The 13,476-nt window shown below is 55.8% G+C and carries 9 protein-coding genes; 3 read left to right on the forward strand and 6 right to left on the reverse strand.

What is annotated here, in order from left to right:
- Positions 1 to 33 precede the first annotated feature (33 nt).
- Genes LKE23_RS07000 through LKE23_RS07010 form a run of 3 tightly spaced genes read right to left on the reverse strand, consistent with a single transcriptional unit; the run spans position 34 to position 5,523 of the window.
- Complete coding sequence (locus LKE23_RS07000) at positions 34 to 2,289, reverse strand: DEAD/DEAH box helicase (RefSeq protein WP_291976637.1); 2,256 nt, start codon at positions 2,287 to 2,289, stop codon at positions 34 to 36.
- A 23-nt stretch (positions 2,290 to 2,312) separates the two neighbouring features.
- Entirely contained in the window at positions 2,313 to 3,644 is a 1,332-nt protein-coding gene (locus LKE23_RS07005; protein WP_291976638.1) for an ATP-binding protein, read from the reverse strand.
- A 10-nt stretch (positions 3,645 to 3,654) separates the two neighbouring features.
- On the reverse strand, positions 3,655 to 5,523 hold the full coding sequence (locus LKE23_RS07010; protein ID WP_291976639.1) for a TerB N-terminal domain-containing protein: 1,869 nt from the start codon (positions 5,521 to 5,523) through the stop codon (positions 3,655 to 3,657).
- Positions 5,524 to 5,755: 232 nt separating this feature from the next.
- Here LKE23_RS07010 and LKE23_RS07015 point away from each other — a divergent pair, with 232 nt between their 5' ends.
- The 3 genes from LKE23_RS07015 to LKE23_RS07025 all read left to right on the forward strand — a co-directional run bounded on the left by LKE23_RS07015 (position 5,756) and on the right by LKE23_RS07025 (position 9,432).
- The gene (locus LKE23_RS07015; protein WP_291976173.1) at positions 5,756 to 6,886 is read left to right on the forward strand and encodes an IS30 family transposase; all 1,131 of its coding nucleotides are present in this window, start codon (positions 5,756 to 5,758) and stop codon (positions 6,884 to 6,886) included.
- Between the two features lie 120 nt (positions 6,887 to 7,006).
- Entirely contained in the window at positions 7,007 to 8,107 is a 1,101-nt protein-coding gene (locus tag LKE23_RS07020; protein ID WP_291976641.1) for an ATP-binding protein, read from the forward strand.
- A 167-nt stretch (positions 8,108 to 8,274) separates the two neighbouring features.
- Complete coding sequence (locus tag LKE23_RS07025; protein ID WP_291976642.1) at positions 8,275 to 9,432, forward strand: MFS transporter; 1,158 nt, start codon at positions 8,275 to 8,277, stop codon at positions 9,430 to 9,432.
- A 55-nt stretch (positions 9,433 to 9,487) separates the two neighbouring features.
- Here LKE23_RS07025 and LKE23_RS07030 read toward each other — a convergent pair whose 3' ends face one another.
- The 3 genes from LKE23_RS07030 to LKE23_RS07040 are packed head-to-tail and all read right to left on the reverse strand — an operon-like array spanning position 9,488 to position 13,441.
- The gene (locus LKE23_RS07030) at positions 9,488 to 11,275 is read right to left on the reverse strand and encodes an ABC transporter ATP-binding protein (protein ID WP_291976643.1); all 1,788 of its coding nucleotides are present in this window, start codon (positions 11,273 to 11,275) and stop codon (positions 9,488 to 9,490) included.
- Entirely contained in the window at positions 11,268 to 13,001 is a 1,734-nt protein-coding gene (locus LKE23_RS07035; protein WP_291976644.1) for an ABC transporter ATP-binding protein, read from the reverse strand. Before LKE23_RS07035 ends, LKE23_RS07030 begins: the two co-directional genes overlap by 8 nt.
- Positions 12,998 to 13,441, reverse strand: coding sequence for a MarR family winged helix-turn-helix transcriptional regulator (locus tag LKE23_RS07040; protein WP_291976645.1), 444 nt, complete (start codon positions 13,439 to 13,441; stop codon positions 12,998 to 13,000). The genes LKE23_RS07035 and LKE23_RS07040 overlap by 4 nt, the downstream gene beginning before the upstream one ends.
- Between the last annotated feature and the right edge of the window lie 35 nt (positions 13,442 to 13,476).

The following is a 13,476-nucleotide window of genomic DNA, read 5'->3' on the forward strand; positions in this document are numbered from 1 at the left end:
CCAGCATTCCCAATGCTAGAGTACCGATTTTCTTTATTCCTTCGTCTTATCGCGCCGGTGCTTGCGAATCATCCGCCGCACACAGCTCTTCATCGTCTTTACGTCGAGAACGCCGCGCGCAAAGCCCTTTTTGATCAACTCGTCCGGGACGTACTGGTCGTATTTGTCGAAGACCGGGACCTCGTTTTCAAACACCAAGTCGAGCGGATCGAAGTCCTTGGCCGCTTCCTCGCCGATAACTTGGTAGAACTCGTCGGCCGAGGCGTCCATCGAGAATTCCATGTAGTAGGGCCGGACCGAGTTGAAGCCGCGCAGGCCGAGTCGGTCGGCACACTTGAGCCGCAATAAGCGCTCCAGGGCCAGGAAGGCATAAGTCCCTGTCCACGGGAAAAGGCACCACATCTTGCCACCGAGGTTGATCAACGACTCATTGAGCATCTCCGCCGCCTGTGCTGTGGCCCGAGCCTCGCGCAGGCGGGCGGTCGCGTTGGTCATCAAGTATGGGTAGGACTTATCCTCGGCCAGGACCTGCTGCATCCGTTCCAGTATCCGCGGATCGATGTCGCCGGCCACGTCGCCGAAGTAGGCCGGGATCCGGCCCTTGACCTGGTGGCAGTAAACCTGGTGGCGTTTGCGGTCCACGTCCTCGACCACCCAGACGCGCCCGGCGATGGCGATTTTGTCGCCAACCGGCGGCGGCTTGACGATCGTCCCCAGCTCTTCGGAACCGGAGTGAACGCTGAATTCCTCATTTTCCTGGAAGACCGCGTAGAACTTGAAGTTGTTGACGACCCGCTCACCGGCCAAACCAACAATCACCCCGCCATTTTCCGTCTGCTCGATGTGGTCAATCTTAATTAGGTGGCGCAGGAGGACCCGGTAATCGTCCTGGCTGATGTTGTGAAAGTACGACAGGGTCAGGACCCGCGACGCCAGTTCGGCCGGGGTCATCTCGCCGCCCGCTGCCAGGGTGCTCATCGTTTGGTGATAGAGCAGACTGTAAGGCAGGCGTCCGGTCCGCGGCGGCTCCACGAAGCGTTCCTCGAGGTAGAGCTGAACCAGGGCAATTCCCTGAATCAGCGGCCAGGGAATCAGCTCCGGCAGCATCGCCCGCGACTCGGGATGTTCCTCACGCATCACGAACCACATCTCAGGCGGGTTGCCCCGGCGACCGGTCCGGCCCATCCGCTGCAGGAAGCCGGAGACGGTAAAGGGAGCATCGATCTGAAAGGCCCGTTCGAGCCGACCGATGTCAATTCCCAGCTCCAGGGTGGCGGTCGCACAAGTCGTCATCAGGGAGTTCTCGTCCCGCATCGCCTCCTCGGCCGTCTGCCGGAAGGAGGTCGAGAGATTGCCATGGTGGATCATGAAGCGGTCGGGCTCGTGGTTGGCCGCGCAGTATGCCCGCAGCGCCTGGCAGACCGCCTCGCATTCTTCCCGACTGTTGGTGAAGACCAGGCACTTCTTTCCCCGGGTGTGCTCAAAGACGTAGGCCAGGCCCGGATCTGCCATCGTCGGCGCCTTGTCGGTTGCCTGTTCGAGCACCGGCTGGGCGTCCTTGACGTTGGCATCGTCACCGGCCTGGACCGGGTCCTTGTAAAAGTGCTCCATCGAAAGGCGCCAGACCTCATGGGTGTCAGCGATCTTCGGAATGACCGTCCCCTTACCGCTGCCGGCCGCTAAGAGCTGACCGGCCAACCGCGGATCGCCAATCGTCGCGGAGAGGCCGATCCGGCGGGGATGACAGCCGGCCAGGCGGGTCAGGCGTTCAATCAGGCAGAAGGTTTGCCCACCCCGGTCGCCCCGCAGCATCGAGTGGATCTCATCGATCACGATGAAGCGGAGGTCGCCGAAGAGGCTGGGGATATCCATGTGCTTGTTGAGCATCAGGGACTCCAGTGACTCCGGAGTAATCTGCAGGACGCCGGACGGGTGGCGGAGCAGCTTGCGTTTCTGCGACTGTGACACGTCGCCGTGCCAGCGCCAGACCGGGATCCCCGGCTCGTGGCAGAGGACGTTGAGCCGCTGGTACTGGTCGTTAATCAGGGCCTTGAGCGGGGCGATGTAGAGGCAACCAACCGAGGACGGCGGCTCCTCATCCATCAGGGTCAGGATCGGGAAGAAGGCCGCCTCCGTCTTTCCCGAGGCGGTCGGGGCGGACAGGAGGACGTTCTGGTCGGTCGTAAAAATTGCCTCACCGGCCGCCTGCTGGATTGCCCGGAGGCTGCGCCAGCCCTGGCTATAGATGTAGTCCTGGATAAAGGGCGCGTACCGTGAAAAGACGTCCATTTCCGCTCACCTCCTTTGGCAAATCAAATCGTAAATTCCGCAAAACCGTCGTCCTTTTTGTCGGAGACGGCAGCCGACTGGTTGTAGTTGAACTGGTCGGAATTAAGCAGGGTCTTCACGTCAGTTCCCGGGTTCTGCCAGAGGATGTCCAGCAGCTCAATAAAGTCCCGGATGACCTCCCGGGGCGTGATGTTGGCACTCGCCCCAATCCGGCCGTACTCAATCTTGATAAAGGTCGCCAGGTCCTCCTCACTGATCGTCCGCTGGTAGCCGTACAGGTTGGCGTGCATGTCGGCCAGCTTCTCCGTCAGCACCAGCATTTCTTCAGCCGTCAACGGCTCCAGCTTGATCACCGGCGCGTACATGTCGCGGGCCCCATCACGGGAAAACTTCCCGGCGGTCAGCCGCGAGCGCAGGGCCTCGTATGAGTAGACGCCCCGCCGCCGGTCCTCGATCGCCTGCGGGGTCCCGCACATGATGATGCCCAGGTACTTGGCCTTGCCCTGGAGCGTATCGTTGTACATCGTTAGGATCTTCTCGTAGTTGTACTGGCGGCTGATGCTGTTCGGGATCTTCGAAATGTTGACCAGCTCGTCGATCATGATCATCATCCCCTGGTAGCCGGCCTGGCGGAAGAAGGCGGCGAAGAGCTTCAGGTACTCGTACCAGTCGTCGTCGGAAATGATGATGTTGACGCCGAGCTCCTTCTTGGCGTCGGTCTTGCGGTCGTACTCGCCCCGGAACCACTTCGTCACCTTGGCCTTGGTCTCTTGGTCATCATCCACGTAGGCGCGGTAGTACATCTCAAGGAGCTTGGCGAAGTCGAAGCCGTGCACCAGCTCGTTTAAGGAGGCGATCACCTTGTAGATCTCCTTGTCGACCGCCGTTGCGAAATTGGGCGCACTCGGGTCGATCCCCTGCTCGCTAGCCACCTTGGCCTGGACCGAGCTGATCCAGCGGTCGAGGACCAGGTTGAGGGCCCCACCCTCGGGCCGCGTCTTGGTGGACAGGTTTTGAATCAGCTCCCGGTAGGTGGCCAGCCCCTTGCCGTTGCCGCCGTGCAGCCGGCGCTCGGGCGAGAGGTCGCCGTCGACCACGATGAAGCCCTTGTCCATCACGTAGTTACGAATCGTCTGCAGAAGGAAGCTCTTCCCCGAGCCGTAGCGCCCCATGATGAAGCGGAAGGAGGCGCCCCCTTCGCTGATGATGTCGACGTCGTGGAGCAGAGCCGCGATCTCGTCTTTACGGCCGACCGCGATGTAGGGCAGGCCGATCCGTGGCACCACACCACCCTTGAGTGAATTCAGAATTGTTTGGGCAATCCGCTTGGGAACCCGTTTACGTACTTCTGGCATGCTTTTCTCCTCACTTTAGTAAATCCTCAAGATCCTCCCGGTAGTCATCAATGACTGCGGGCTGGTCCTGATCATCAAATTCAATCACCGTGTCACCAATCTCGTCAAACAGCTTTTCGTTGAGGCCATCAACTAAAATGCTGACCATCAGGTGGTGCTGGCGAACATAATCCTGCCAATCCGTCCCGGCCAAAAGATGAACCAGTAGGTAGGATTCGTCCTTTGTCAGGCCGAGTTCTGCACCCCCGGACGCTGCGCTTGTGCTGTCCGAAGCAGGCGACTCTTCCGCTGGTTGTTGCGGTGCCGCGGGCTGGGGCACGGTGTTCGCGACACTGGCCACGTTCCGTTGCTCCTCGGCCCGTTCGGCGGCCTTTTCCTCGTCCGTCAGCAAGCTCTCCCTGGTTACCGACGCGTCGGCCCGGATCTGGTCCAGATTGGCCAGGTTAATCTTGATTTTCGGCCGGCGCTCCTCTTCAATCTGGTGGCGGGCCTCCGCAATTGCCGGCTCGATCTGCGTCAGCATCGCTTGTGCCAGTGGTCGCGGTTTCAGTCGTCGGCCCAAATGAAACTCCTGGCGAATGAGCCGGTCAATTTCGTGCAGCAGGCAACCGATCTTCTGCGCCCGCCGCTGGGCCGGAACGCAGTAGCGGTGCTCCCAGCGGCCGTCGTGATAGTGGTAGCTGCAAAGAGCGTCGACCTGGCGACTAAACCGTCGCTGCGGCTGCCGGTCATAAAAGACCGCGTTCGCAAACGGCCGGGTCGTGCTTTCCCCCTGCCACCCCAGGAGATTGCTCTCGACGTTTTCGTCCGGCAGGTGGCACAACCGGCACCAAGCTGCCTTGACGATCGCCGCCGTCAGGGCCGGATCCCGCTTCTTAAGAGGACAGCGGCCGAAATCATAGGAAGAATAATTCTCCAGGGCCGCCGTTACGGCCGCGGCCGGTTGCTCCGTCGGTTTGACCAGGGTCCAATAGGCATCGTCTGCTGCGATCTGTTCTTGAAATTGTTCCCGCATTGCCGAATCAGGCAGCTGATAGTAAATCGTGTAGTCACGAAGCCACTGCTGAAGGCACTGACCCATCCGTGGATCCATCAACTTGGCATAGCCATGCTGAAAGTCCCGCAGCTTCTGGTAACCCTCCTCGGGTGTCTTGACCCCGATCTGGTTGATCAGCTCGTACAGGTAAACGTAGGCAAAGGAGTCCGGCGCCAGGACATACTCCCCCTGACGAATCTTGGTCCGCCAGGCAAAGTAGCCGCGCAGCTGGGCGGTCGTCATGTCGTGGTAGACAGGAAAATAGCGGTGAAAATCGCCTTGGTAGCGATAGTCGTCCGTATAGTCCGCCACGCTTTGCCCCTGGACGTAAAAGTTCTTCGCCCGACCACTGGCTGGTGGCAATGTGTAGTCGTAGAGCTTCCGCATTTTCTGCAGGGGCGCCGGCAACTGCTTGTGCTTGGCAAAGGGCAGGGCCCGCTCGCCTAGCTGTGGCAGTGGCTGATCGTGGTAGATGTGGGTCTGGCGAACTGGTGGCACGTAGATGAGCCGCTCGGTCTGCTTGGCCCCTTCCGGCGACTGCAGGCTCTGCTTGAAGGCCCGGCTGAGGGCAGCCTGGATTGTTGCCACCGGCGTCTGGTCGTCAAGGATCACCCCGTGCCAGCCAGCCTTGTGCATCCGGTGCGCTTCTCCTAGTCCCGGCTCCTCTGCCTGAATATCCAGGTAGGCGCGACCAGTCTCACCCTGGGGCTGCTCCAAGAGGGCAAACCAGCGACCGTTGACGGGGGAAGCAAAGACGCAGGCGTTCCACTGCTGGGCCAGGCGATAGTTCGGCTGAACACCGAATTGCTGGCGAATGTATTGGATCACGTCATTTTGGTTCACTGGCTCCACCTCCCTTATTACAACTCATCATTGTAAACTATGAACCAAGGTTCCAGTCAACTAATTCGGCCAGAAATCTTCCGGTTACTGCGCTGCCGTTCTGGTAGCAAAAAAGTGGTAGATTATAGAATGAAGTTAGCCACCCAGTTGGTGGTAAATAAAAAACGCCATTCGGCGTGACATCAGGTATCATATTAAGTGAACCAAACCTATATGAAAGGATGTCCGTCAAATGACGCACTTAAATGATACCATGTCTACTATTTTATTGACTACTCATAAAAAGAATGCTCATCTTACTAAAGAAGAACGTGTGATGATTGCGACTTTAAAGTCGCAAGGACTTTCCAATCGCGCAATTGGTCGCCAATTAGGAGTTAATCATCAAACAATTAATAACGAGCTCAACCGTGGTACGGTCCGCCAACTTCGTCGTCAAAAATCTAATGGTAAGATTTACGAATATTCTTACTACATCTATAGTTATGAAGCTGGTCAGGCCACATATCTTGAACATCACCGCCATTCTGGTCGTCGTCGCTTATATTATTCTTCAAAGCAATTTTTACGATTAGCTGATCAGCTAATGCTTGGTGAGTTTGACGACCACCATTACTCCCCACAAGCGGTTATTTATAAGGCTCGAGATTTAATGAATGATGGCACCCTGATCCCAAAGTCGGTTGTAACTTTATATCAATGGATTAATGAGGGTGTGCTTCGTACGTCCAATTTAGACCTCTTTGAAAAACCTAAACGTAAGCATCATCAAACTCATCCGCAAGCTAAAAGGTGCTTAGGGCCTAATATTGCTCAACGACCTCAAACTGCGGACCAACGGTCCGAAATTGGCCATTGGGAACTGGATACAGTTCAGGGACAGAAAAACGGTAATGACAGTGTTGTACTAGTAATGACTGATCGCCTTTCACGAGTTAATATCACGAGTAAAATTGCTGGTAAAACTGCGCATGCAGTAAATCAGTTCTTTATAAATTTGCGCCAGAAAATGGGCACAGATGCTTACTATCGCATTTTTAAGACAATAACCTCTGACAACGGTTCAGAATTTAGTGAGTTAACACAAGTTCACGATCATGTTTTCTATGCTGATCCGTATTCCCCTTGGGAACGTGGATCCAATGAGATCAATAACCGGTTTCTCCGCAAGGAGATTACCAAAGGTGAAGCTATAAATAACTATAGTAGTGCTCAGATCATAGCGACTAATGATTGGATGAATCACTATCCACGAGCTATGTTTAATGGACATTCGTCAATGGATATCTATCGTAAGGCCTTCTACCAAGAGATATCACAGCTCCATCAACCAATAATCAATTGGTCAGTATTATTTATTTGAGTCCAGTGGCTAACTTATTCTTGAAATTTAGGGTAGCAAAAAAGTATAAAGAAGTATAAAATAGAGAAAAAGTATAAAGAAGTATAAAAGAAAACAAAAAGTATAAAAGGAGGATGGCTCGTGAAAAATCCTTTTAACCCCAGCTTCGGTCGGGTTCCCAAAATTTACCTGGACCGCACCCAAACCGTCAAACAGCTTGAAACTGACATTCAGGATGTTGACAGTCCCTACTTAACCACCCTCATTTACGGGATGCGTGGCTCTGGAAAGACTGCGCTCTTGACTGACGTCAGCCGTGATATCAGGAAGCTTCCCGACTGGCTAGTCGTCGACCTTACCATGAGTGACAAGCTGATCCCAACGCTAATTGAATTGGTCTACAAGCAGGCCGATCGTGGGCTGCAAAAGCTGCTGACGGGGATTAACGGCATCAGCGTAGACACGGCGGGGATTTTGAAGGTAGCCTACCAGCGTGATCGTTCCAGTGTAACAAATTCGCCGCACCAACCCCTGCTGGAATCACTGGCGGAAACCCTTCACCAGCGGAAACTCAAGTTGCTAATTACCATTGATGAGATTAGTTCCACCCCCGCGTTAAGGGAGTTTGCTTCAATTTATCAAATTCTTTTGCGCAATGAATACCACATCGCCCTGCTGATGGCGGGCCTTCCCAGCAAGGTTTCGGAGCTGCAAAACGACGATGTGCTCACCTTCCTGCTCCGAAGCCAGCGAATTTATCTTGAACCCCTCAGCCTCCTTACCATTAAAAGCAGCTACCAAACGGCCTTTTCCCGTGACGGTCGCTCCATCAATTCCGCAAATCTAAACTACATCACCAAGGCCACTAATGGTTACGCCTATGCCTTTCAACTGCTTGGATTCCTTTTATGGCGGACCGGAGCCCAGCAAATCAATCGGGGAACGATTATGCAGGTCCTTCCTAAGTACAAGGAAGAACTGTTCAGAAACGTCTACCTTAAAATGTACCAGGAGCTTTCCGACGTCGATCAAGACTTTGTCTACGCAATGGCTAGTCTGAATCAGGAACCCGTCAAAACCGCCGCAATTGGGGCGAAAATGGGCAAGCCCAAAAACTACATTTCCATCTACCGCCGGCGTTTGATTGACGATCAGCTTATCATCGCGCCAGCGTGGGGTGAAGTAAAATTTACCCTGCCCTACTTCGGCGAATTCGTCCAAGAATATCATGACTTGTACTAAGGTGATATTTTTACAACGTTTTACCTAAAAGCAAGCAAATTATTGTATAATAATAACCGGAATATCAACGGGGTTTTAAAAGCAATTCGCCATTTTGTCCCCCTTCCTTCGCTAAACAAAACGTGCCAATTAACGCATTATTATGCTTACCGAAAGGATTTGGTTATTTGAATACTTCACGCTTCCGTCTGCAAGCCGCGGTCTTTGTACTGACGGCCTTTCTTTTGGGCTGCAACGAGTTCATGGTCGTGGGCGTCCTGTCAAACATCGCCCGTTCCTACCAGGCCTCGCTTTCGGCAGTCGGGCTGTTGGTCACGATGTTTGCCATGACCTACGCCATCTGCACGCCGGTTCTGACCACCATGACCGCTAAGTACGACCGGTTCAAGGTCTTAATGATCCTGATGGCGGCCTTTTTGGTCGGCAACACCATGACCGCCCTGGCGCCGAATTTGGTCTGGCTCTTTGCCTCGCGAATCCTGACGGCCGCCGTCGCCGGAACGATCATTTCGCTGATCCTGGTCTTCGTCAGCATCGTCGCCCCGCTCGAAAAACGCTCCATGCTGGTGGCCGCCGTTTTCTCAGGCTTCAGCACCGCGACGATCATCGGGGTCCCGATCGGCACGACCATCAGCATGCTATCATCCTGGCACATCAGCTTCCTGGTAATTTCGCTGCTGACAATCATCGTGGCCGCCTGCCTGTACAAGCTGGTGCCCCGGCACACCCAACAGGCGACCGGTTCGATCAGCCATCAGCTGCATTTAATGACCGACCGGCGGATCCTGTGGGGTGTCATCGTGATGGTCACCTTGATGGCCGCCGAGTATACCTTCTACACCTATATTCGGCCGATCATCACCGACGTTCTCGGTTTCAGCGTTGGCCAGCTAAACTGGCTGCTGGGCCTGATCGGGGTCATGTTCATCATCGGTAATACCTGCGCCGGGATCATTTCCAGCCACTACGGAATCCAAAAAATCCCCCTGATCAGCGCCGCCTGCCTGCTCCTGCTGATCTTGATGGGAACCTGCTTCCGCTTTTCCTGGCTGGGGATCGTCCTCCTCTGCCTGATCTGTTTCGTGCTGGGAATGCCCGGTTCGATCCTGCAGGTGATGTTTTTAAACGTCGCCGAGCGCGATTATCCGGAGGCGATGAGCCTGGCCTCGTCACTCAACCCCATCTGTACCAACGTGGGCGTGACGATCGGTTCCTTTGTCGCCGCCGTCAGCGTCAATTTCGTGACCATCAGTCAGATCGGCTACATCGGTGCCCTCTTTGCCGTCGTCAGCCTGATCGGTTCAATCATTTTAGTTCGTAAATAGAATTTAAAACTAGAAAGTGCCAAGGAGAAACGGAAATTTCTCCTCGGCACTTTCTTTATTCAAACGTCATCTGGCTAGTATAGAGATCATAGTAGAAGCCCCGTTCTGCCAGCAGCTCCTGGTGGGTCCCCCGCTCGATCACCTGGCCGTCCTTTAAGACCACGATCTGATCGGCGTTCAAAATCGTCTTCAGCCGGTGGGCAATCACGAAGCTCGTCCGCCCCGCGATCACGGCGTCCATCGCCCTTTGGATCTTCGCCTCGGTCACCGTGTCGACGTTCGAGGTTGCCTCATCCAGGATCAGGAAGGCCGGGTCGGTCAGGATCGTCCGGGCAATCGAGATCAGCTGCTTTTGCCCGGTTGAAAAGATCGACTGCTCGTCGGAAACCTTCGTCGCGTAGCCGTCCGGCAGGCTCTCAATAAAGTCGTGAATCTGAGCCTCCTTGGCCGCCGCCTCGACCTCCTCCTGGCTGGCCGCGGGCTTGCCATACTTGATATTATCCGCGATCGTCCCGGTGAAGAGGACCGAATCCTGCAGAACGATCCCGACGTTATCCCGCAGCGACCGCAGGGTAATGTCCCGCACGTCGGTCCCGTCGAATTCGACCTGGCCGGAATCGACGTCGTAGAAGCGGTTGAGCAGGTTCATGATCGTCGTCTTCCCGGATCCGGTCGGCCCAACGATCGCCACGGATTGCCCCTTCTTGACGCCGACGCTGACCCCGTGCAGGATCTCACGGTCGGGCTGGTAGCCAAAGTGAATGTCCTTGAGCTGGACACCGTGTTCTAGGCCCTTCAGCACGCGGCCATCCTTTTCTTGGTTTTCTTCCGGCTGCTCCTCGACCGCGTTCAGCCGCCGTGCCCCGGTCAGGGCCAGTTGAATCATCGAGTAGATCGAGGTCAGCTGGGTCAGCGGCTGGAAGTAGGTTTGCGAGTAGGAAACGAAGGTCACGATCAGGCCCAATCCAACCGCCCGGCCAACCTGACCGCTAACGATCATCCAGGAGCCACCGGCAATCACAATCGCCAGGTTCAAGAGTGACAAACCATTGAGCAGTGGGAAGAGCATTCCCGAGTAGAACTGCCCCTTGAACATCGCGTTGCGGACCCGGTCGTTGTACTTCCGGAAGCCGGCCACCGATTGCTGGCGCAGGCCGTTGGCAATAATCACCCGCTGGCCGTTGATCTGCTCGTTGATGTAGCCGTTCAACTCCCCAATCTCATCCTGCTGATGGTCCAGGTACGTCCGGGCCTTCCGCATGATGATCAGGCTGACGATTAAAATCAGCGGGGTCGTAGCCATCGTCAGGAGGGCCAGTGTCGGGTTGGCGTAGAACATGATGGCAACCGTGCCGATGAAGAGGGCGCTCTGCGAGATAATTTCGAAGACCGCCTCGTTCAGGGCGTTGAAGATGTTATCGAGGTCCGAGGTGAACAGTGACAGCAGCTTCCCGTCCTGGTGGGTGTCAAAGTAGCGAATCGTCATCCGTTGGAACTTGCTGAAGAGGTTCTCCCGCATGTCGTTCGTGGAATTGGCGTTAAAGCGCGACATTACCATCCAGGCGATAAAGATCGCGACAATGCCGAGAACGTAGGCACCCAGCATCAACCCCAGCGCCTGGTAAAAGCGGGTGAGGTGCCACTGGCCATGGAAGGCGGCCGTCACGAACTTGGTCAGGCTGGTCACCGCTCGTCCCATGAAGAGCGGCGCCAGAACCTGGGAGACGGTCGAGATCAGACTCAGGACTACCACCACCGTGATCCCCTTCCAGTAGGGCTTCAGGTAGCGGTAAAAGTAGTTCAGCGCCTTCTTGGTAGCACTCTGTTCTGGTTCCTTATTCATTGAGATCGGCCCTCCTTTCCTTGGCCTTCTGCGTCCGGTAGATTTCCTGGTAGACCGGCGACGTCTTCAGCAGCTCTTCGTGGGTGCCTTGGGCCACCAACCGTCCCTGATCGAGCACCAGGATTGTGTCGGCATGGCGGACCGAGCTGATCTTTTCCGCGATCATCAGGGTCGTCGTGTTCGGCAGATCATGCTCCAGGGCCTGCTGAACCATTTTCTCCGACTCCGCGTCCAGGGCCGAGGTCGAATCATCCAGAATCAGGATTGGCGGCTGGCCGATCACGCCCCGGGCGATCGAAAGCCGCTGCTTTTGGCCCCCGGAGAAGTTGGCGGAGCGCTCCTCGACTACGTGGTCAAAGCGGTCCGGGTACTTATCGATGAATTCCCCGGCCCGAGCAATCTCAGCCGCCCGCTCCAGGTCCCGCGTGCTGGCATTTTCCTTTCCCTGCCGAAGGTTGTCGGCAATCGTCCCCGAGAAGAGAATTGTCTTCTGTAAGACAAGGGCCACCGTCTGCCGGAGAGTCGGTTCGCTCAACGCCTTGATATCGTGCCCGCCGATCTTCACCGTCCCCGCCGTTGGGTCATAGAGACGGGCGATCAGCTGGGCCAGGGTAGATTTACCCGACCCGGTGGCGCCGACAATTCCGACCATCTGCTTGGGAGCAATCGAAAATGAAATGTTCTTCAGCGTCTCGTCCACACTGTCCGGGTAGGCAAAGGAGACGTGGTCGAACTCGATTGAACCGTCTGGGCGGCCGAACTGATCGCTAGCCGGGTAGGTCACCGTTGGCTCGGTCGCCAGGACCTCACCAATCCGCCGAACCGAAACCATTCCCCGGGAGAAGGTCATGATCACCATTCCCCCGATCATGATCGCAAAGAGCAGGGTCGTGATGTAGGAAACGTATGGGCTGATTACCGTCACGTCGGCCGGGTGTGTGGAAATCGTCGTCCCGATCAGGTAGATCACCAGACCAATGATCAGGTAGGCAATCAGTTGGAAGACCGGCATCACCGCCGAGAACCAGTAGCCGATCTTGATGTTGTAATCGTTCAGCCGATCAGAGACCTGGTTGAAGCGCCGGACTTCATTGTCCCCCTGGTTGAAGGACTTGACGACCCGTACCCCTTGGAGGTTCTCCTTCACCTTCGTCGAGATCCGGTCCATCTGTACCTGGTACTTGGCAAAGAGGCTGTTCATGTTCTTCAGGACCCAGATCCCGGCCCCGATGATCAGGGCCACCATGATGACCGGCGCCCACCAGTAGCGCGGAATCGTGATGATCGCCAGGGCGAAGGAACCGATGAGGATGATTGGAATCCGCAGCAGCATCATGAAGATGGTCATCATGACGTTCATCACCTGGTTCATATCGTTGATCAGCCGGGTCGTCAGTGAGCCGGACGAAAAATGCTCGATATTGGCCAGGGAGAACTGCTGAATTTTCGCGTAGGTCTCCTCACGCAGGTCACTGGTTACCCCCTGGGCAATCCGGGCGGCGAAGTAGACGTTGAAGATCCCGGCGACGATTGCGGCCAGGCCGAGGACGATCAGCCAGATTCCGTCACGGAAGACGGCCTCCTGCTGGTTTGCCAGCAAGGCTTTTTGGATGTTCTCCAGCAGCCGAGGCTGCCAGAGCGAGGCCAGGGCGGCCACCACAATCGCCACCAGGGCGCCGACAATGTCTTTCTTATAGTGTTTTAAATGCGGCCATAGGATTTTCACTTTTCATCTTCCTCCCTTCGCAGGCTTTTCCAAAAGAGCTGGCTCCACTCTTCCGCCAAGTGAACCAGCTGATTCATCTTATCGTCACCAAACTGTTTCGCGGTGCGCTCCTCGATCCTAAAGAGCGGAGCCAGCTCTTCCTTGGCTAGTTTCCGGCCGGCCGGAGTCAAGGTGCAGACCTTGACCCGGTTGTCTTGGGGATCAACGGACACGGTAAGGTATCCCTGATCGCGCAGTTGCTTGACGGCCTTGTTGACCGACTGCTTAGGGTAGCCGGTATGGTCAATCAACTGGCGTTGGCTCTGCCCGGGATTGATATAGAGTTCGCACAAAACGGTGCTGAAGTACTCGCTCATCCCGTGAGCCGCGCTCCAAGTCGCGTAGCCCTTACCGGCCAGGGTGATCGCTAACCATAATTTTTCAGTTTGTTCGTTTGGCATGCTTTCCTCCTAAAAAGTCCCTGTGTAGACTATCT

The sequence above is a fragment of the Limosilactobacillus sp. genome (assembly GCF_022482365.1).
Lineage (GTDB): Bacteria > Bacillota > Bacilli > Lactobacillales > Lactobacillaceae > Limosilactobacillus.